Annotated in this window: 19 protein-coding genes; 16 read left to right on the top strand and 3 right to left on the bottom strand. The window is 66.3% G+C overall.

Annotated elements, in window-relative coordinates; translation table 11 throughout:
• Nucleotides 1-12 precede the first annotated feature (12 nt).
• Together QOZ81_RS12885 and topA are read right to left on the bottom strand one after the other, a co-directional pair.
• Nucleotides 13-1,230 (bottom strand): PIN domain-containing protein, encoded by a 1,218-nt coding sequence (locus QOZ81_RS12885; RefSeq protein ID WP_291205711.1) that lies wholly within the window; start codon nucleotides 1,228-1,230, stop codon nucleotides 13-15.
• Nucleotides 1,211-3,685 (bottom strand): type I DNA topoisomerase, encoded by a 2,475-nt coding sequence (topA, locus tag QOZ81_RS12880; RefSeq protein WP_291205714.1) that lies wholly within the window; start codon nucleotides 3,683-3,685, stop codon nucleotides 1,211-1,213. The genes QOZ81_RS12885 and topA overlap by 20 nt, the downstream gene beginning before the upstream one ends.
• Nucleotides 3,686-4,124: 439 nt before the next feature.
• Between topA and QOZ81_RS12875 the strand changes: the two genes are divergently transcribed.
• The 9 genes from QOZ81_RS12875 (at nucleotide 4,125) to QOZ81_RS12835 (ending at nucleotide 13,270) form a co-directional block, all read left to right on the top strand.
• Nucleotides 4,125-4,799: a helix-turn-helix transcriptional regulator gene (locus QOZ81_RS12875; RefSeq protein ID WP_291205717.1), complete on the top strand. Its 675-nt coding sequence runs from the start codon at nucleotides 4,125-4,127 to the stop codon at nucleotides 4,797-4,799.
• A gap of 111 nt (nucleotides 4,800-4,910) precedes the next feature.
• Complete coding sequence (locus QOZ81_RS12870; protein ID WP_291205720.1) at nucleotides 4,911-6,389, top strand: hypothetical protein; 1,479 nt, start codon at nucleotides 4,911-4,913, stop codon at nucleotides 6,387-6,389.
• 23 nt (nucleotides 6,390-6,412) lie between these two features.
• Nucleotides 6,413-6,994, top strand: coding sequence for a beta-sandwich domain-containing protein (locus tag QOZ81_RS12865; RefSeq protein ID WP_291205723.1), 582 nt, complete (start codon nucleotides 6,413-6,415; stop codon nucleotides 6,992-6,994).
• A 4-nt stretch (nucleotides 6,995-6,998) separates the two neighbouring features.
• Nucleotides 6,999-8,828: an FAD-dependent oxidoreductase gene (locus tag QOZ81_RS12860; RefSeq protein ID WP_291205726.1), complete on the top strand. Its 1,830-nt coding sequence runs from the start codon at nucleotides 6,999-7,001 to the stop codon at nucleotides 8,826-8,828.
• Nucleotides 8,821-9,315 carry a ubiquinol-cytochrome c reductase iron-sulfur subunit gene (locus tag QOZ81_RS12855; RefSeq protein ID WP_291205729.1) on the top strand — a complete coding sequence of 165 codons (495 nt, stop codon included), beginning with the start codon at nucleotides 8,821-8,823 and terminating at the stop codon, nucleotides 9,313-9,315. The genes QOZ81_RS12860 and QOZ81_RS12855 overlap by 8 nt, the downstream gene beginning before the upstream one ends.
• On the top strand, nucleotides 9,312-10,076 hold the full coding sequence (locus QOZ81_RS12850; protein WP_291205732.1) for a cytochrome b N-terminal domain-containing protein: 765 nt from the start codon (nucleotides 9,312-9,314) through the stop codon (nucleotides 10,074-10,076). The genes QOZ81_RS12855 and QOZ81_RS12850 overlap by 4 nt, the downstream gene beginning before the upstream one ends.
• Complete coding sequence (locus QOZ81_RS12845) at nucleotides 10,073-10,786, top strand: hypothetical protein (protein WP_291205735.1); 714 nt, start codon at nucleotides 10,073-10,075, stop codon at nucleotides 10,784-10,786. The genes QOZ81_RS12850 and QOZ81_RS12845 overlap by 4 nt, the downstream gene beginning before the upstream one ends.
• A 10-nt stretch (nucleotides 10,787-10,796) precedes the next feature.
• Nucleotides 10,797-12,800: a c-type cytochrome gene (locus QOZ81_RS12840; RefSeq protein ID WP_291205738.1), complete on the top strand. Its 2,004-nt coding sequence runs from the start codon at nucleotides 10,797-10,799 to the stop codon at nucleotides 12,798-12,800.
• A gap of 8 nt (nucleotides 12,801-12,808) precedes the next feature.
• Nucleotides 12,809-13,270 carry a c-type cytochrome gene (locus tag QOZ81_RS12835; RefSeq protein WP_291205741.1) on the top strand — a complete coding sequence of 154 codons (462 nt, stop codon included), beginning with the start codon at nucleotides 12,809-12,811 and terminating at the stop codon, nucleotides 13,268-13,270.
• A 457-nt stretch (nucleotides 13,271-13,727) separates the two neighbouring features.
• On the opposite strand, the gene QOZ81_RS12830 is transcribed toward QOZ81_RS12835, so the two are convergent.
• Nucleotides 13,728-14,525 carry a DNA-processing protein DprA gene (locus QOZ81_RS12830; protein ID WP_291205744.1) on the bottom strand — a complete coding sequence of 266 codons (798 nt, stop codon included), beginning with the start codon at nucleotides 14,523-14,525 and terminating at the stop codon, nucleotides 13,728-13,730.
• A gap of 156 nt (nucleotides 14,526-14,681) precedes the next feature.
• Here QOZ81_RS12830 and rpmB point away from each other — a divergent pair, with 156 nt between their 5' ends.
• The 7 genes from rpmB (at nucleotide 14,682) to QOZ81_RS12795 (ending at nucleotide 18,608) form a co-directional block, all read left to right on the top strand.
• The gene (rpmB, locus tag QOZ81_RS12825; RefSeq protein ID WP_291205747.1) at nucleotides 14,682-14,873 is read left to right on the top strand and encodes a 50S ribosomal protein L28; all 192 of its coding nucleotides are present in this window, start codon (nucleotides 14,682-14,684) and stop codon (nucleotides 14,871-14,873) included.
• Between the two features lie 98 nt (nucleotides 14,874-14,971).
• Entirely contained in the window at nucleotides 14,972-15,373 is a 402-nt protein-coding gene (locus QOZ81_RS12820; RefSeq protein WP_291207587.1) for a bacteriohemerythrin, read from the top strand.
• A gap of 30 nt (nucleotides 15,374-15,403) precedes the next feature.
• Nucleotides 15,404-16,099: a tRNA (adenosine(37)-N6)-threonylcarbamoyltransferase complex dimerization subunit type 1 TsaB gene (gene tsaB, locus QOZ81_RS12815; protein WP_291205750.1), complete on the top strand. Its 696-nt coding sequence runs from the start codon at nucleotides 15,404-15,406 to the stop codon at nucleotides 16,097-16,099.
• Entirely contained in the window at nucleotides 16,096-16,527 is a 432-nt protein-coding gene (locus QOZ81_RS12810; protein ID WP_291205753.1) for a GNAT family N-acetyltransferase, read from the top strand. The genes tsaB and QOZ81_RS12810 overlap by 4 nt, the downstream gene beginning before the upstream one ends.
• Nucleotides 16,528-16,589: 62 nt before the next feature.
• A complete protein-coding gene (locus QOZ81_RS12805) occupies nucleotides 16,590-17,087 on the top strand; it encodes an RrF2 family transcriptional regulator (protein ID WP_291205756.1) in 498 nt (165 codons plus the stop codon).
• A gap of 131 nt (nucleotides 17,088-17,218) precedes the next feature.
• The gene (locus QOZ81_RS12800; RefSeq protein WP_291205759.1) at nucleotides 17,219-17,701 is read left to right on the top strand and encodes an RrF2 family transcriptional regulator; all 483 of its coding nucleotides are present in this window, start codon (nucleotides 17,219-17,221) and stop codon (nucleotides 17,699-17,701) included.
• A gap of 295 nt (nucleotides 17,702-17,996) precedes the next feature.
• Nucleotides 17,997-18,608, top strand: a complete 612-nt coding sequence (locus QOZ81_RS12795) for an OmpW/AlkL family protein (RefSeq protein ID WP_291205761.1) — start codon at nucleotides 17,997-17,999, stop codon at nucleotides 18,606-18,608.
• Nucleotides 18,609-18,639: the final 31 nt, after the last annotated feature.

Genomic DNA, 18,639 nt, shown 5'->3' with positions numbered 1-18,639 from the left:
GGAATAATAATTTTAAGATTCAGAATTTGGTTGATGGCGGTCAGGCCATGGGCCATAGTAATTATTTAATTGCTCATTAGTTGGAAAATCAAAAAAACTATCCAGTATCGAAATTTCATCAAGAACTATGGACATGAACCTACCATCTGCTTTTACCGTGGCATGCCATTGTATGTTGAATTGAATAATTTTTAATTTTTTGGAACTTGAATCTGGTTTCCTCGTTATAAAATTTAAGGCCAATTGAAAAGGCTGTGAATAAGTAACAAGAGAATTCCAATGAAAAATATTTGAAGATTCTAATTTGTTGAATGTTGGACTATTAAAAAATATTTTACTCTCTCCAAATGGCCTAAATTTATTAGATAAATTCGCTAGGGCGACAATTCCTCTGGATTTTTCAGGATCAGGGGGCTCTTTGAAAATCTCTTTAACTTTATTGGCTATTTGGCTTGAAATATCATATTTTTCCCATAAATTGTTATCATCGTCATCGGAATAGAATTTCCTTCTTGCTCTGTGTTGTATGTTTTGGATAAATTTTTTTGTTAATTTCTCTTCAAACAATTTTAAATAGGAAGAAAAAGATTCGAGATTATTAAATACCAACATATTGGAGTTGCCACCGAATATCTTCTCTGCTGTTTCTCTAAGAAGATTGTCTTTGGATATGAACACTACATTGCAATCTTCGGCCGCTTCTTTGGATTTTTGAATGGCTGTTTCTAAAATTAATGTGTCCCGAAATCCCTTTTCTTTTTCAGGATTTTTTGGGTCAAATGTAAATGGTGGTAATCTCCAAGTCGCTTGATGAATAATTCTATTCCAATCAACTTTTTCGATGTTGATAGGTAGAATTTTAATTTTATGATCGTGTGCCCATTTATACGCCCTATCTCTGGCGAATTTTTTTATTTCAGTATTTGTAATTTTAATATTAATATTTTTATCAATAATTTGATTTATTTTTTCAAGAAGTGGCAACATTTGCTCGAATGATTTAATAGCAGAAGTTGATTGTTGAAATGCCAATTCTTCCATGACTATTTCGGGCACGTTAACTTCAAGTTCGTATTTTTTAGAATGTTGTAATAAAAAAGTATCGAACTCTGGGTTAACAATTAAACATTTATCATCGTGCCAAAGCAAGCCTGTATCTGGGATGAGGACATATTTAGGCGGTTTTTCTCGTCTCATCACCATAGGTGGCTCACCCCATCGGCTCTTCATGCTTGCAGTTGGGGCACACGAGCACCTGGATGGGATCCTTCCCCCGGGGCTTCTTGGTCTTTTCGCCCATGATGGGGTTCTTGCAGGCGGGGCAGGTGACGGGGACGGGCTTGTCCCAGGCGGTGAAGTCGCACTTGGGGTAGTTGGTGCAGCCGTAGAAGACCTTGCCGAAGCGGGTCTTGCGGGGGCTGAGGCCGCCGCCGCACTTGGGGCAGGGCACGGCCAGGATCTCCTTCTTCACGGTCTTGCAGGTGGGGTAGTCCACGCAGCAGACGAACTCGCCGTAGCGGCCGTGCCGCTTCACGAAGCCCTTGCCGCAGTTGGGGCACTTCTCGCCCGTGGGCTCGTCCGGCGGCACGGGGATGCCCTTGGGATCGGCCTTCACGATGCCCTTGCACTTGGGGTAGTTGGGGCAGGCCCAGAAGGGGCCCCACTGGCCCTTGCGCAGGTTCATGGGCGTGGTGCCGCAGAGCGGGCACTCCGGCGCGTCCTCGGGCTCCTCCATCTTTTCGAGGTCCGCCGTGTAGTCGCACTTGTCCTTTTCCAGCTCGGCGCTGTAGTTGGTGCAGCCCACGAAGAGCCCGTTGCGGCCGATGCGCTTGAGCAGCGTGCCGGGGTTCTTCTTCCGGTCGCCGCACTTGGGGCACTTCTCCCCCGTGGGCACGCCGGCCTTGAGGTTCTGCATGTCCTTGCCGGCGGCGGCCAGGCTCTGCTCGAAGGGCCCGTAGAAGTCCGTCATGGCCTTCTTGAAGGTGAGCTTGCCCTCCTCGATGCGGTCGAGGTTGCCCTCCATGCCCGAGGTGTACTTGGGATCCATGAGGTCGTGGAAGCCCTGCAGCAGCAGCTCGGTGACCGTCATGCCGAGATCCGTGGGCTTGAAGCGGCCCTCGTGCTTCTTGACGTAGTCGCGGTCCTGGATGGTGCTGATGATGCTGGCGTAGGTGGAGGGCCGGCCGATGCCGTCCTCCTCCAGCTCCTTCACCAGCGTGGCCTCGTTGAAGCGGGCGGGGGGCTTGGTGAACTGCTGGTCCGCGTCGAGCTGCTCGAGCTTCAGCGCCTCGCCCAGCTTCAGGGCCGGCAGCTGCGCGTCGTCCTCGTCCTCCTCGTCGGCGCCCTTGGTGGCATCGGCGATGGCCTCGGCTTCCACCTCGGTCTTGTCGGCGCGGTACACCGCCAGCCAGCCCGCGAAGCGCTCGATCTCGCCCTTGGCCTCGAAGGTGGCCGTGTCCTTGCCCACTTCGGCCTCGGTCTGCACCACGGTCTCGTCGAAGCGCGCGGCCTCCATCTGCGAGGCCATCGTCCGCCGCCAGATCAGCGCGTAGAGGCGGAACTGGTCGGGCTCCAGGTGCCCGCGCAGGGATTCCGGCGTGCGGGTGATGTCCGTGGGGCGGATGGCCTCGTGCGCGTCCTGCGCCCCGGCCTTGCCTGTGTACACGCGGGCCTTGGCGGGCAGGAACTCCTTGCCGTACTTCGACGCGATGAACTCGCGGGTGGCCTCCACGGCCTCGGGGGCCATGCGGGGCGAGTCGGTGCGCATGTAGGTGATGAGGCCCACGGGGCCTTCGCCGAAGTCCACGCCCTCGTAGAGCCGCTGGGCGTTCTGCATGGTGCGGCTCACGCTCATCTTGAGCTTCTGGGCCGATTCCTGCTGCAGCTTGGCGGTGGTGAAGGGGGCGGCGGGGTTGCGCTTCTTCTCCTTGGTCTCCAGGCCCGTGACCTTGTAGTCGGCCTTTTCGAGCTTGGTCTTCAGGTCCTTGGCCTGGGCGGCATCGCCCACGCGGCGCTTGGTCTCCTTGTTGCCGAGCTGTAGCGGCTGGCCCCCCAGCTTCACCAGGCGCATCCAGAAGGAGGGCGGCAGCTTGGCGGCGAAGCGGCCCTTCAGCACCCAGTACTCGACGGGGTTGAAGGCCAGGATCTCCTTCTCGCGGTCCACGATGATGCGCACGGCCACGCTCTGCACGCGCCCGGCGCTGAGGCCCCGGCGCACCTTGTCCCAGAGCACCTGGCTCACCTTGTAGCCCACCAGGCGGTCCAGCACGCGGCGGGCCCGCTGGGCGTCCACCAGCTTCTTATTAATGGTGGTGGGGGCGGCCATGGCCTTCTGGATGCCCGCCGGGGTGATCTCGTTGAAGAGGACGCGGCTCACGGGCAGGGTCTTGGGCGGCTTGATGGCCTCCAGCAGGTGCCAGCTGATGGCCTCCCCCTCGCGGTCGGGGTCGGTGGCGAGCACCAGCTCGGTGGCGGTCTTGGCGGCGGCCTTCAGCTCCTTGACCACCTTCTCCTTGGCCGGGCTGATCTCGTATTCCTCCTGGAACCCGTTCTCGATGTCCACGCCCAGCTTCTTCGGCAGGTCCCGGATGTGCCCCACGGAAGCCATGACCTTGTACCCCTTGCCGAGGTACTTGGTGATGGTCTTCGCCTTGGAGGGGCTTTCGACGATCACGAGCTTTGTCACCAGAGATCTCCCTTGGGGGCTACGCCGCCTTGCTCAGAACCACGATTTCGCCTCGACCATGGGGGCGGCATAAGGCGCCGTGACAGGCCTGCCAGAAAAACGCTGCCAGCCCTGGATGGCCCCTAAGGATGGAACCTGGGGCCGGAGGCCTGTCAAGCCCCTGGACCCGTCCGGAAGGGGGGATCGGGAGCTGCCCGGGCGATTCCAGTTGAAAACACTGATAGTTAAATATTCTGAATCTTTCGGCGGCAGCCACCGAGGGGGGGGGCCGGCCCCGGGAAAACCCGGCCAGGAGGCAAAAACTGTTAGGACAACGGCGCGAAAGGTTGAAGGATGGCGTGAGTCCACCCATCCTTTCCAAGATCCGTTGCCACGAGGTGCGCATGCACCAGGGGCTTTCCGTCCAGCCAGCGCCCTCCCGGGGATTCGGGGAGCCGGCGTGAGCTTCGCCCACCGGATCGCCGAGGAGGTCCGCCCCTTCCTCGACCTGCTGGAGGGGTCTCCGGACCCGGTCTTCGTGACGGACAGCCACAACCGGCTGGTGGCCTGGAACCGGAGCGCCGAGCGGCTGCTGGGCTATGGCCCGGAAGAGGCCCTCGGCATGTCCTGTTCGGCCCTCATGGGGGGCTGCGACGGCTCGGGCAACCGCTACTGCTCCGAGCATTGTCCGCTGGTGGACATGGCCGGGCGCGGGGACGTGGTGCGCCACTTCGACCTGCGCCTGCGGCCCCGGTCCGGGCCGCCGCTCTGCGTGGACGTGAACATCCTGCAGCTGACGGCCCCTCCGCCCCACCATTTCTACCTGGTGCACATCCTGAAGCCCTCGGACCGGGAGCTGCGGCCCCAGGCAGCCCGGGAGGAGCCCGAGACCCCGCCGAGGGCCGCCGTGCTGAGCGCCCGGGAGTCGCCGGACGTCCGGGCCCGGAAGCTCACCCAGCGGGAGGTGGAGATCCTGGGCCTGGTGGCCGCGGGCCGGACCTCGGCCGAGATCGCCTCCCTGCTGCACATCTCCACCCTGACGGTGCGGAACCACACGCAGAACATCCTGGACAAACTGGAGGTCCACTCCAAGGCCGAGGCGGTGGCCTTCGCCTTCCAGAAGCACCTGGTGTAGCCGGGCACCTGGTGAGGATTGAGCAGACAGATTGGTGTGTTTGCCGGGTAGTGATTGCCTGGTTGTGGGAACAACCTTCTCCAGGTCCACCCCCCAACCTGGAGAACACCCATGAACCCATCCACGCCCCCGAGGCTGAGGTCCCTCCTCCACGGCCTCCTCCTGCTCGCCCTCTTCCTGGGCCTGGCCGCGCCTGCCAGCGCCTTCCCCATCTTCGCGCGGAAGTACCAGACCTCCTGCGTGACCTGCCACTCGGTCTACCCCAAGCTGAATCCCTTCGGCGAGGCGTTCCGCCTGAACGGCTACCGCATGCCGAAGGAGACCGAGGACCTGATCAAGCAGAAGCCCGTGTCGCTGGGCTCGGAGGCCTACAAGCGCGTGTGGCCCGATGCCGTGTGGCCCAATGAACTTCCCGGCAACGCACCCGTGGCCGTGAACGTGAAGATGGCGAATGTCTACACCTCCAGCACCGACGCCAGCGGGGGGAAGACCATCGTCCACAACGATTTCCAGTTCCCCCAGGAAGTGAACCTCTTCGCCGCGGGCACCCTGGGCGAGCACATGAGCTTCATGGCCGAGCTGACCCACGCGGAAGGGCCGGATGGCGGCTCTGGGACCGAGATCGAGCATGCCCGCCTGGGCTTCGAAAGCCTCTTCGGACCTGAGCACGCCTTCAACGTCCGGATGGGCAAGTTCGCGCCGAACCTCTACGCCGGGTTCCAGGAAATGTGGCTCATGACCGACAACGGCGTGGACTCGCTGTTCAACTACAATCCCGTGGGCTTCAAGGGCGGCACGGGGGTCATCACCGATGGCGCCGGCATCGTCTCCCTCCCGGCCCGGGTGCGCGGCATCGAGGTCTATGGCGTATTGAATCACCGCTTCTTCTACACCTTCGGCTTCTCCAACAAGATCGGCCCCGGCAGCGGCGTGGCCACGAACACCGGGGACGGCAGCACCCAGGGCACGCCCGGCAACTTCGGCGCCAACAACCACAAGGACATCTACCTGCGCCTCGACTACAAGTTCGGCGGCATGGGCCTGGATGGCGACACCGAGGGCGTGCAGATGCCCCCCGAGAACTGGCGCGAGAAGTCGTTCCGCATCGGCGTGCTTGCCCTCAAGGGCAACGGCACCAACATCGATTTCATCGCGACGGATGCCAACGGGCCGATCCTGGATCCCAGCGACAACCCGTACCACATGCAGGACACGAGCTACACCCGGACCGGCCTCTTCGCCTCCTGGACCTACTCGGACCTCAACGTGTTCGGCGTCTACCTGAGCGGCAAGGACACCCTGGAAACGCGCAGTGCCGACGGCCTGACCCTGTACGCCACGGACGACCGCACCTACAAGGCCTACTTCGTCCAGGCCGACTACGTGCTCGCGCCGCCCTTCCACCTCTCGGCCCGCTACGAGAAGCTCACGCCCGGTGACACCACCGTGCAGCCGGTCAAGGTCTCGAACTACAACTTCACCTACCTGGCCGCGGCCAACCTGAAGTTCATGCTCGAGTACAACAAGTCGGAGCAGGCCGGCGTCGGCACCAACAAGTCCATCAACACCGTCATCCGGGCGGCCTTCTAACCCGTTTCCCAAGGAGCTCGACCATGTCGAAAACCCTCCTCCTCACGGCCCTCGGCCTCGGCGCGGCCCTCTGCGCCCAGGCCGGCGACATCCACGGCAAGGTCACCTGCAAGGGCGTGCGCGACAGCGCGGACGCGGTCGTCTACGTGGCCGCCATCCCGGGCAAGACCTTCGCGGCCCCCGCGGCCCACGCCAAGATGGACCAGAAGAACCTGGTCTTCATCCCCCACGTGATGGCCGTCCTCGCCGGGACCACGGTGGACTACCTGAACTCCGACGCGGTGCTGCACAACGTCTTCTCCCCGGACGCCTGCTGCGACAAGTTCAACCTGGGCACCTGGCCCCAGGGCCAGTCGAAGAGCTACACCTTCAAGAAGGAGTGCGCCGCCACGCTGCTGTGCAAGGTCCACCCCGAGATGGAGGGCTTCGTCGTGACGAGCCCCACGCCCTACTTCGCCGTCACCAAGGCGGACGGGAGCTTCACCATCCCGAACGTCCCCGATGGCGCCTACACCGTGAAGGTGTGGCACCCCAAGTGCAAGCCCTCCCAGAAGGCCGTCACCGTCGCCGGCGCCACCGCGGCCGCCTTCGAGATCGCGAAGTAGTCCCATGGAAGAGGTCAGCCAGGAATGGCTTGAACGGAACTTCCCCTGCAAGTGGGCGTGCCCGGTCCATACGGAATCCGGCAAGTACGTGACGCTCATCGCCCAGGGGAGGTTCCGGGAGGCCTACGCCGTGGCCCGCCGCCCCAATCCGCTCGCCTCCATCTGCGGGCGGATCTGCGCGGCCCCCTGCGAACCAGCCTGCCGCCGGGGGGAGATCGACTCGCCCGTGTCCATCCGCGCCCTGAAGCGCTTCGTCACCGAGAAGTTCGGCGTCGAAAGCATGATGGACTTCTCGGTGCTCTCCGAGATCTACGGGCACCGCAAGGACCGCTACGCGGAGAAGGTGGCCGTCATCGGCTCGGGCCCGGCGGGCCTGGCCTGCGCCCACGACCTGGCCCTGCTGGGCTACCCCGTCACGATCTTCGAATCGGCCCCCGTGGCCGGGGGCATGCTGCGCCTGGGCGTGCCCGAGTACCGGCTGCCCCGGGCCCTCATCCAGCTCGAAGTGAACGCCATCCTGTCCCTCGGCGTGGAGCTGCACTGCAACCAGCGCCTGGGCCGGGACTTCACCCTCTCGGATCTGCGGGCCAAGGGCTACAAGTCCATTTTCCTGGGTGTGGGCGCCATGCAGAGCCGCACCCTGGGCATCCCCGGCATCGAGCTGGACGGGGTGCTGCGGGGCATCGACTACCTGCTGAACCTGAACCTGGGCTACAAGGTCGAGATGGGCAAGCGCGTCGTCGTCATCGGCGGCGGCAACGTGGCCCTGGACGTGGCCCGCACCGCCGCCCGCGGCGGGGAACAGGGCAACACGGAGCGCGGCCTCTCCATCGTGCAGGCCCTGGACGTGGCCCGCAGCGCCATCCGCTTCGGGGGCCGCGAGGTCACCGTCTGCTGCCTCGAGTCGGAAGCGGAGATGCCGGCGGCCCTGGAGGAAGTCGAGGAGGCCCTGCACGAGGGCATCAAGTTCTGCCATCGGATGGGGCCCAAGCAGATCCTCGGCAAGGATGGCTCGGCCACGGGCGTCGAGTTCACGGCGGTGTCGCGGGTCTTCGACGAGAACGGCCGCTTCGCCCCGCAGTTCATCGAGGGCTCGGAAACGGTCCTCGAGGCCGACACGGTCATCGTGGCCATCGGCCAGACCGGCGATTTCTCCTTCCTGAGTCCCGAGGACAACGTGGAGACCCGCCAGGGGCGGATCCTCATCGACCCGGATACGCTCGCCACCAGCGCCCCCGGCGTCTACACGGGAGGCGACGCCGCCTTCGGCCCCCGCATCGCCATCAGCGCCATCGCCGACGGCAAGAAGGCCGCCCGCTCCATCGACGAGTTCCTGCGGGGCGAGCCCCGTCCCGAAGCCGAGCTCACGGTCGAGATCGAGATCGAGGACCGCTACGAACGCGTCTGGGACTTCGAGGGCATTCCGCGGCAGAAGCCGCCCATGCGGCCGACGCTGCGCCGGGTGGGCTTCGCCGAGGTCGAGGAGTGCTACGACGAGAAGGCCGCCCGCCTGGAAGGCGCGCGCTGCCTCCACTGCTGGACCAACACGATCTTCACCCAGAGCGCGGAGGAGGGCACCGAGTGCATCCTCTGCGGCGGCTGCCAGGACGTCTGCCCCGAGGACTGCATCGAGATCCTGCCCTCGATCCGGTTCGTGGACGTGCCCGCCTCGGCGGAGGAGCTGGTGCCCCTCCTGAGCAAGGCGGAGCTGCGGGGTTCCGTCTTCCTCAAGGACGAGGAGGCCTGCATCCGCTGCGGGCTCTGCGCCCTGAGGTGCCCGGTGGGGACGATCACCATGCAGAGCTTTGAGACCAAGGAGCATCCCTGTGCTTGACGAGACCGCAGACAGCCTGCCGGAACTCACCCCCGGCGAGGAGACCCGGCGCCAGTTCCTCACCAAGGTGGGGCTCGGCGCCTGTGTCATGACCGGCCTGGGCGCCGCGCTCACGGTGGCCGACTACCTGGAGCCCAAGGTGCTCTTCGAGCCCCCGACCAGCTTCCGCGCCGGCAACGTCGCCGACTTCCCCGAGGGCACGGTCCGCTTCAACCAGGAGCAGAAGGTCTACATCGTGGGCGGCGCCGCCGGGGTCTTCGCCATGTCCGCGGTCTGCACGCACCTGGGCTGCATCACCCGCCCCGTGTCGGGGGAAGGCGGCATCGCCTGCCCCTGCCACGGCAGCAAGTTCGACCTGGAAGGCAACGTGACGCACGGCCCCGCGCCCCACCCGCTGCCCTGGCTCGAGGTGAAGGCGGATGCGGCGGGGAACCTGACCGTGGACACCAGTGTGGTCATTCCGCACGGAAAGGCGCTGAAGGTATGAGCTCATTCCAGCTGTCCGCCCTTGGGGCCCTGATCCGCAACTCCGCGGTGTACCGATCGATCATCCGCCACGGCGTCGCCAACACGAACCGCAACCGGTCGCTCGTCGTCTTCGAGAACCTGTTCCTCCACGTCCACCCGGTGAAGGTCCGGGAGAAGACGCTCAAGTTCTCGCACACCTACTGGCTGGGCGGCATCACGCTGGTCGCCAGCTTCGTGCTCATCGTCACGGGCATCTTCCTGATGTTCTACTACCACCCCTCGGTGCCGCAGGCCTACCGCGACATGAAGGAGCTGATGTTCGTGGTGGACAACGGCGTGTTCTACCGGAACATGCACCGCTGGGCCGCCCACCTGATGGTGTTCGGCGCCCTGCTGCACATGCTCAGGGTGTTCTACCACCGGGCCTACAAGCCGCCCCGCCAGTTCAACTGGGTGGTGGGCGTCATCCTGCTGCTGGTCACCCTGCTGCTGTCCTACACCGGCTACCTGCTGCCCTGGGACCAGCTGGCCTTCTGGGGCGTCTCGGTGGGCACCAACATGGCCAAGGAGGCCCCCCTGGTCGGCAAGCCGCTGCGCTTCCTGATGCTGGGTGGCAACATCGTGTCGGAGAACGCGCTGCTGAGGTTCTACGTGCTGCACTGCGTGGTGCTGCCGACGGTGCTGCTGCTCTTCCTGTCCGTGCACATCTGGCGCATCCGGAAGGATGGCGGCGTCCAGGGGCCACCCGAGAAGGATGCCAGCGACGAGGTGGAACCATGAGCCAGATCCCGCAGCCGTTCGTGCCGGTGGAGAGCAACGACCCCATGGTGGTCCCCAAGCGGGTGGCCATGGTCCGGCCGGACACCCGGCCCACCATCCGTCGCCGCGAAGAGAAGTTCGTCATGACCTTCCCGCACCTGATCATCCGCGAGGTGATCATGTTCCAGGTGGTGGTCATCGGCCTGGCGGTGATCGCCCTGCTGTTCAACGCCCCCCTGGAGGGCCTGGCGAATCCGCTGGAGACCCCCAATCCCTCGAAGGCCCCCTGGTACTTCCTGGGCCTCCAGGAGCTGCTGCACTACTTCCCGCCCGTGGTGGCGGGGGTGGTGATTCCGGGGCTGGTGGTGGTGGCGCTGGTGGTGATCCCCTATGCGCGCATCAACCTGGTGGCGGGCCCCCTCTGGTCCGGCGACCGGGCGAAGCTGCGCAACGGGATCGCCGCGGTGACCGTGGCCCTGACGGTGCTCTTCGCGGCCTTCCAGTGCTGGGCCATCGTCGTCCCCACCCTGATGGTGGCGGCCGCGATGTTCGTTGCCCGGGGCGAAGGGAAGGGGCAGCCGTTCCGCCGCTTCCTCACTCAGGTGACGCTGCCGGAATGGATCATGACCTGGTTCGTGCTGGTGGCCACGGTCCTGACCCTCATCGGCACCTTCTTCCGCGGCCCAGGCTGGTCCCTCGTCTGGCCCTGGAACATGTATCCCCCCGCTTGACGGAGTCCCTGTGCCATTGCGACGCCTATTCGCCATCACCAGCATCCTGTTCTTCGTGGTCCTGGCCATCTCGCCCCTGAAGAACGCCCTGCGGCCCTACCGGTCCATCCAGCGGGAGTACGCCCGCCTGGGCGCCGCCCGCGCCAAGAGCCAGAAGCTGGCCCAGGCCTACCAGGCCCGGCCCGTCTCCATCCAGCAGATCTGGCTGCCGCAGCTCCAGAACCGGGTCGACCGCTGCACCACCTGCCACCTGGGCGTGCAGGACGAGACCATGGCCGGGGCCCCTGGCGTCTTCCGGCTGCACTCCCGCAGCTTCCACACGCCCAAGGACTTCGATCGCTTCGGCTGCACCTCCTGCCATGGCGGCCAGGGCCTGGCCACGCTCACGGAGGATGCCCACGGCACCGCCGAGAACGCCGGCACGCCCATGACGCCGCTGCCCTTCATCGAGTCCGGCTGCGGACGCTGCCACCAGGCCGAGCAGGTGGCCGGCGCGGCCATCCTTTCGAGGGGCCGGAAGCTGATGGAGAAGGCCGGCTGCTTCGCCTGCCATCTGGTGAAGGGCCACGAAGGCTTCCGCTCCGAGGCGCCGCCCCTGGAATCCGTCGCCCTCAAGACCGGGGGCGAGGCCCTCAGGCGCTGGCTGAAGGACCCCAAGGGGCTGGACGCCAATGCCAACATGCCGAACTTTCACCTCGGCGAGGCCGAGATCGAGGCACTGACCCACTACATCTTCAACACGGCCCCTTCGCGCCTCCTCTCGGACAAGGTGCGGGTGGCCGGCGGGGAGAAGGCCGGCGACCCCATCAACGGCAAGAAGATCTTCGCCGAGGCGCGCTGCATCTCCTGCCACACCCTGGAAGGCAAGGGGAACGGCTCGGCGCCCGAGCTGTCGAAGGTGGCCTCCCGGGCCACCCAGCCCTGGCTGCTGGCCTTCCTCCGCGATCCCCAGGCCTTCAACCCGAGGACCCGGATGCCGCGCTTCGGCTTCAGCGAAGCCGACACGCGGGACGTGGTGGCCTACATGGTGTCCGAGTTCAAGGACTTCGAGGCCCCGAAGGAGATGCTGGATCCGGTCCACGTGAACCAGACCCTGGCCGAGAAGGGGCAGAAGCTCTTCCGCCAGCTGGGCTGCACCGCCTGCCACGCCGCTTCCGGGGATGCCGACCGCATCGGCCCCGAACTGAACCGCATCGGCGACAAGCGGGCCGCCTCCCTGGATTTCGGGAAGCGCCAGGACGTGAAGCACACCCTCCCTGCCTGGCTGCAGGCCAAGCTCGAGGACCCGCGGTCCCTGGGGACCGGGCTCAAGATGCCCTCGTACGGGTTCCCGCCCGAGGACACGCGGGCGGTGGTCACGGCCCTGCTGTCCTACGGGGCTGAACCGGTTCCCGACCGCTACCAGCACCTGCCGGCCCAGCGGGCCTCGCTGGTGCCCGGCGGCTCCGTGGGCGCCCTGTTCGACCGCTACCGCTGCCTCTCCTGCCACCAGATCGGCGACAAGGGGGGGGACATCTCCACCGCGCCGCTGACGGCGGAAGGCAGCAAGGTGAAGAAGGACTGGGTGATCGACTACCTCGTGCTGTCCTACACCATCCGGCCCATTCTCACGGATCGCATGCCGGTGTTCCGGATGACGAGGGAGGAGGCGGCGCTTCTGGCCAACGCCTTCGAGACCTTCTACCTGGATCCCTCGATCCCCGAGGATCCCTTCGCGGGCCAGCCCGCCACCAGCCGCGATCCCGACGAGGGCCGGCACATCTTCGACACCCTGGGCTGCAAGGCCTGCCACATCCTGGGCGACAAGGGCGGCTACTTCGGTCCGCCGCTCAACGAGGCCGGACGACGCCTGAAGCCCGGCTGGACCTACACCTGGCTGAAGGGACCGCAGAAGTGGCGCGCGGACGTGCGCTGCCCGAACTACGGCCTCTCGGATGCGGACGCGCTGAAGCTCACGTCGTTCCTCCAGACCCTGGTCCAGAAACCCAACACGGCCAAGGGAGGTGGACGATGAGGGCCCCGATGCTTCCCCGGCTGGGCCTGGTGCTGGCACTGGGCGTGACCGCCGGCTGTGGCCGGCACAAGGAGGCCGCCGCCTCGACGCCGGGCGCGCCCGCGCCTGGCGCCGCTCCCGCCGAAGCCGCGGCGCCCGCGGCGCCCGTGGAACCGCCCCTCTCCTACGAATTGCGCCTGGGCAAGCAGGTCTTCCAGCACTACTGCCTCACCTGCCACGGCGAGACCGGGGCCGGGGATGGGTTCAACGCGTTCAACGTCGAACCCCACCCGCGCGACCTGGGGGATCCGGCCCTGCAGAAGGCGAAAACGGACGCTGATCTGAAGGACACCGTCCGCCGCGGCGGCGTGGGCGTGGGGCTCTCCCCCATGATGCCGCCCTGGGGCAAGACCCTGACGCCGGACCAGATCGACCAGGTGGTGGGCTACCTGCGCACCCTCAAGCGCACCGACGCGCCACCGGCATCGTAGGGCTCGGCGCTACATTCAAAAAAACAAGCCCGGTTATCGGCCACACTCAGCCGGAAAAGCGTTTAACCGCGAATGCCGCGAATCGCCCTGCGGGCGCGCGAATGGCGACCAGACTTGCTTCCGCCTCCGCTCACGGGGCGGATTCGCCGGCTCCTGAAGGCCGGCGGCCCCGCCCCGTGAGCGGCCAGCCGCGCTTGGCGTGGCTGGGGGCCGAAGGCCCAGGCGGCCTGTCCCCGCAGCATTCGCGGCCATTCGCGGCATTCGCGGTTCCAAGTCTTGTCCAGCCAGCTTCAGGCTGAGACTCACCGATAATCGGGAAAACAAGAATCACCGCCAAGGCGCCAAGACGCCAAGAAAAGCAGGGCAATTGCTTTGTTGTTCTTTTCGGTATCGCCTGCAGCGATACGCGAGACACAAAGAAACTTGACGTTCTTGGCGTCTTGGCGGTGAATATTTTTCATCCCAATGCCAGCAGATCGCCCACGTCTATGCAAAGGTGGGCGGCGCCTTCTTCCAGGAGGGCGTCGGTGCCTTCGGAGCCGGGGACCACGAAGAGTTCCTTGCCCAGGTCCAGGGCCAGCTTGGCGGTCACCAGGCTCCCGGAGCGGCGGGCAGCCTCCATGACCAGGACCGCGTCCACCCAGGCCGCCAGGAGCCAGTTGCGCCTCGGGAAGTGCCACTTCAGCGGCAGCGCCGCGGGTGGGAAGGGCGTGATGACGCCACCCCCGGCGGCCACCATGCGGTCCATGAGGGGCCGGTGCTCGGGCGGGTAGGGATGGTCGAGCCCCGAGCCCATGACGCCCCAGGTGGCGCCGGCTTCCAGGGCCCCCGCGTGGGCGGCGCCGTCGATGCCCCGGGCCAGGCCCGAGATCACGGCCACGCCGGCTTCCGTGAGCGCCCTGGCCCAGGCCCGGGCACGGGCCCTCCCCCCGGGTCCGGCCTGGCGGCTGCCCACCAGGGCGATCCTCGGTCCGGGCGGGGGCAGCGACCCGCGCACCCACAGGGCCACGGGGTAGGGCAGGGGCGCCAGCAGGGCATCCACGCCCTCGTCGCCGGGCAGCAGCAGCCGGGCGCCGCGGTCCGAGGCCTCCTGCCGGTGGCGGGGCAGGTCGGCCGCCAGGGCGGCCAGGGTCCGGGCCTGTCCCGGGGGCAGGGCGGGCGCCACCCCGGCCTGGAGGGCGGCCCAGACTTCAGCCTTCTGGCGCTCGGTCCAGTCCAGCACGGTGAAGGCGAGGGCCCAGAGGCGGAGATCCACGGCGGTTCCTGGGAGCGTGTCCAAGCAATGGGTGGGGGATGCAGCTATCCTGGATGGGACAAATGGCGCAGCGCAAGGGCTTTCCCCTTGCGTTTGATCCTCCGACGGCTACACTGAATCTCTTGGCTGTTTTCACCTTTGGTTCGCGAGGTTCCCATGTCCCGTCAGTGCGAAATTTGCGGCAAGAAGCCCCAGTTCGGCAACAACGTGTCCCACTCCAACAACATCACCAAGCGCCGCTGGAATCCGAACATCCAGCGCGTGCGCGCCCTGGTGGGCGGCGCCCCCAAGCGCCTGCGCGTCTGCACCTCGTGCATTCAGGCCGGCAAGGTCCTCAAGGCCTGCTAGGTTCGCGTCCCTTCTGGAAGGCGGCCCCGGGGCCGCCTTTCTGCTTGTAGGGGCGGGCCCTCCGCCGCCCGTTCCCCCCTGGAGATCCCTTGGCCCGCATGGAATGGCGCCCGACCCTGGAAGTCGGCCACGGACAAATCGACGCCGAGCACCGCACCCTGGTGGACGCGCTGAACCGCCTGCATGATGCCGTGGAGGAGGGCCGGGGCCAGGAGGAGGTCCTGCGGGTGCTGTCCTTCCTGCGGGACTACACGGTCACGCACTTCCAGTCGGAAGAGTCCCTGATGATCGCGCACCGCTATCCGGGGCTGGCGGCCCACGTGGCGGCCCACGCGCGGCTGGTCACGCGGGTCAGCGACCTCCTGGCGGCCCTGCGCTCGGGCCGGACCGAGGTCGTGGAGGCCGTGCAGGCCTTCCTGGGGGCCTGGCTGGTGGAGCACATCCAGGTCATGGACAAGGAATTCGGCTGGTACCTGCGGGGTCGGGGCCTGGCCTCCTAGACGGGCCTCCGGCCCCGATACACTGGCTCCATGCTGCTCGCCCTCGACACCACCACGGAGATCCTGCACCTGGCTCTGCTGAAGGGCGAGCGGGCCTGGACCCGGCGGGTGCTGTCGGGCGTCGGGCGGGGCCACAGCGAGCGGCTGCTCCCCACCCTGGACGAGCTCATGGCCGAGGCCGGCGCCACCCCCATGGATCTGAGCGGCGTGGCCGCCTGCCTGGGGCCCGGCGGCTTTACGAGCCTGCGCATCGGCGTAGCCACGGCCGAGGGCTTCGGCCTCACGGGCCTGCCCACCTGGGGTTTCTCCGCCTTCGCGCTGCGCGCCGAGGCGCTGCGCCAGGCGGGCGTGGCGGGCCCCTGCTGGATCCTGCTGGATGGGCAGCGGGGCGAGGCCTTCCACCAGCGCTGGGAGGCGGAACCCAGGTCCGCCGCCGCCAAGCACCCCCTGGCCACCCTGCCGGAGCTGCTGGGGGCCGAGGCCTGGTGGGCCCCCGAGGCCTTCGCGCCCAGGGTCGAGGCCGTTCTGCCCACGGGCCGCATCGCCCTGCCGGACGAAGGCGAAGCCACCCTGGCGGGCCTGGTGGCCCTGGCCCGCCGTGTGGCCCAGGGACCGCCGGAGGCCCCCCTGGTGCCCTTCTACCTGCGGGAGACCGACGCCGAGGTGAACTTCCCCCACGCCGCCGCCCACCTGTCGGAGGCGCTGCGGAAGGGCGTGGCGCGATGAAGCCGAGTCTCGAGCCTGGAGTCTGGAGGCAGGAAGAAGGAGAGGCGCTGCCGGACTGGGTGGTCCGCCTGGATCGCACGGCCTTCGGCACGGCCTGGAAGGCTCCGGCGGCGCACGAAGCGCTGTGGCTCATCCCCGAGGTGGCCTTCGCCCGCTGGGCCTGCATTCCCGCGGCGGGCGAGGCGGAGCTGCTACGCATCGCCGTGGACCCGGCCCACCGGGGCGGGGGGCTGGGCCAGCGGCTGTTGACGGCCTGCCAGGAGGCCCTGGCGGCGGAGGGCATGGTGGAGCTCCACCTGGAGGTGCGCCCTTCGAACCAGTCGGCCATCCGCCTCTACCGCGCCTGCGGCTGGGAGCGCTGCGGCCTTCGGGCCGGCTACTACCCGGACGGGGAGGACGCGGCGCTCTTCCGGTTCATCCATAGTTGACCTGGGCATCTTGACCAATGGGACCGGATCGCTCATATTTGGGTCCTTCCTGGCGGTGACCCATGCTCGGCATCTCGCGACAGACGGATTACGCGGCCCGCGTGGTGCTGCACCTGGCCTGCCTGGCCCCCGGCGCCAAGGTGCCCATCGCCGACATCGCCAAGCACCGCATGCTGCCCCTGGACTTCGTCCGGCGCATCGTGGGCGACCTGGTGAAGGCGGGCGTCCTGGCCACCTCCCGGGGCTCGGGCGGCGGCGTGAGCCTGGCCCGGCCCGCGGCGGACATCTCCCTGGGCGAGGTGGTCCAGGCCATGGAGGGCGGCGTGGCCCTCAACCACTGCGTGAGCGACCGCCGGGTCTGTCCCCTGGCCTCGGCCTGCCCCGTGCAGTCCGTGTGGGTGGACGCCACCCAGGTGCTGGAGGACTACCTGGCCTCGGTGCGCTTCGATGCCCTAGCCCAGCGCAGCGAGATCCACCAGCCGGCCCACCTGCGCGTGCAGGAGCTCGGCCGCGTGCGGGGCGCCGCCCGCTGTGTGGTGCCGAAAGGTGCCTTGGCCTAGGCCGCCCGGCAGGCCCACCCCTCCTGTGGGGGATTTTCATGTCCGACGGGTCATTTAAATTCATGACCCAGGGGTATTGACCAAGGTTACGAAATGGGTAATGTTGAAACCCAGATCACCCTTGGAGCCCCATGATCGGCATCTCCCGGCAGTCCGACTACGCAGCGCGCCTGGTGCTGCACCTGGCCTGCCTGGAACCCGGCACCCGGGTCTCCATCCCCGAGATCTCGAAGACGCGCCTGCTGCCCGCGCCCTTCACCCGCCGCATCGTGGGCGATCTGGTGAAGGCGGGCATCCTCCACACCCTCCGCGGCACCGGGGGCGGCATCCGTCTCGCCCGTCCGGCCACGGAGATCTCCCTGCTCGACATCCTCGAGGCGGTGGAGGGTGGCGTGGTGCTGAACGCCTGCATGGAGGGCGGCAAGCCCTGCGTCTTCGGGCAGGGCTGTCTGGTGCAGCGGGCCTGGGGCGATGCCACCGACCTGCTGCGGCGCCACCTGGCGACCGTGACCTTCGACACCCTGGTGGGCGCCTCCCCGGACCACCAGGCCGCGCATTCCCAGCGGGCGGCCCTGGCCCAGAGGCCCGCCCGCCGCAGCACACCTGTTTCCTGAGCCGGCCCCGCCGGTCCTGATCCTCCTCCAACACCCCCAGCCTTCCGGCCTCGAGCCGGTGGGGATCTCCCTGCCTTTCCACCGCTCCACCTGACCCGGCACCCCCGGGACCAGCCCAGCTCCCATGCCTTCCGGCCGAGCCGGTGGGAGTTGCCCTGCCTTCTCACCCGCTCCACCTGACCCGGCGCTCCCGGGCCCCACCCAGCTCCCATGCCTTCCGGCCGGGCCGGTGGGAGTCCCTCTGCCTTCCCACCCGCTCCCGGGAGATCCCGGGGGCCTTTTCTGGATGTCCGTCATGAAGAAGCTCGCCACCCTCACCCTGCTCGCCGCGGCCCTCGCGGCCCCCAGCCTCCGCGCCGAAGACGGCCCCTGGATGGTCCGGCTCCGCGCCGTGGCCCTGCAGCCCGCCAACAAGTCGGACGCGGCCCCCGGCATCCCCGCCGATGCCATCCACGTCAGCAACAAGACCATCCCCGAAGTGGACTTTAGCTACTTCTTCACGAAGAACTTCTCGGCCGAGCTGGTGCTCACGGTGCCGCAGGAGCACGACGTCACGCTGAACGGCGTGAAGCTCGGCACCTTCAAGCACCTGCCTCCCACGCTCACGGCCCAGTGGCGCTTCCTCCCCGGCGGGGCCGTGGATCCCTACATCGGCGCGGGCCTGAACTACACCCTCATCTCCGACGTGAAGCTGGCCGACGGCGCGCTGGACCTGGACAAGAGCAGCCTCGGCCTCGCCGCCCAGGCCGGCGTGGACATCCAGCTGGCCCCGAAGTGGTCCCTCAACGTGGACGTGAAGTACGTGCAGATCAAGAGCGACGTGAAGGTGGCCGCCACCGGCGCCAAGGTCACCACCGTGAAGGTGGATCCCATGCTGTACGGCGTGGGGATCGGGTACCGGTTCTAGGTTTGCCATTTGTCCTGCTCGGGGGCGCTGC

Origin of the sequence: Geothrix sp. (assembly GCF_030219325.1) — a bacterium.
Classification (GTDB): domain Bacteria; phylum Acidobacteriota; class Holophagae; order Holophagales; family Holophagaceae; genus Geothrix.
This window is presented reverse-complemented; position numbering and strand designations above follow the sequence as displayed.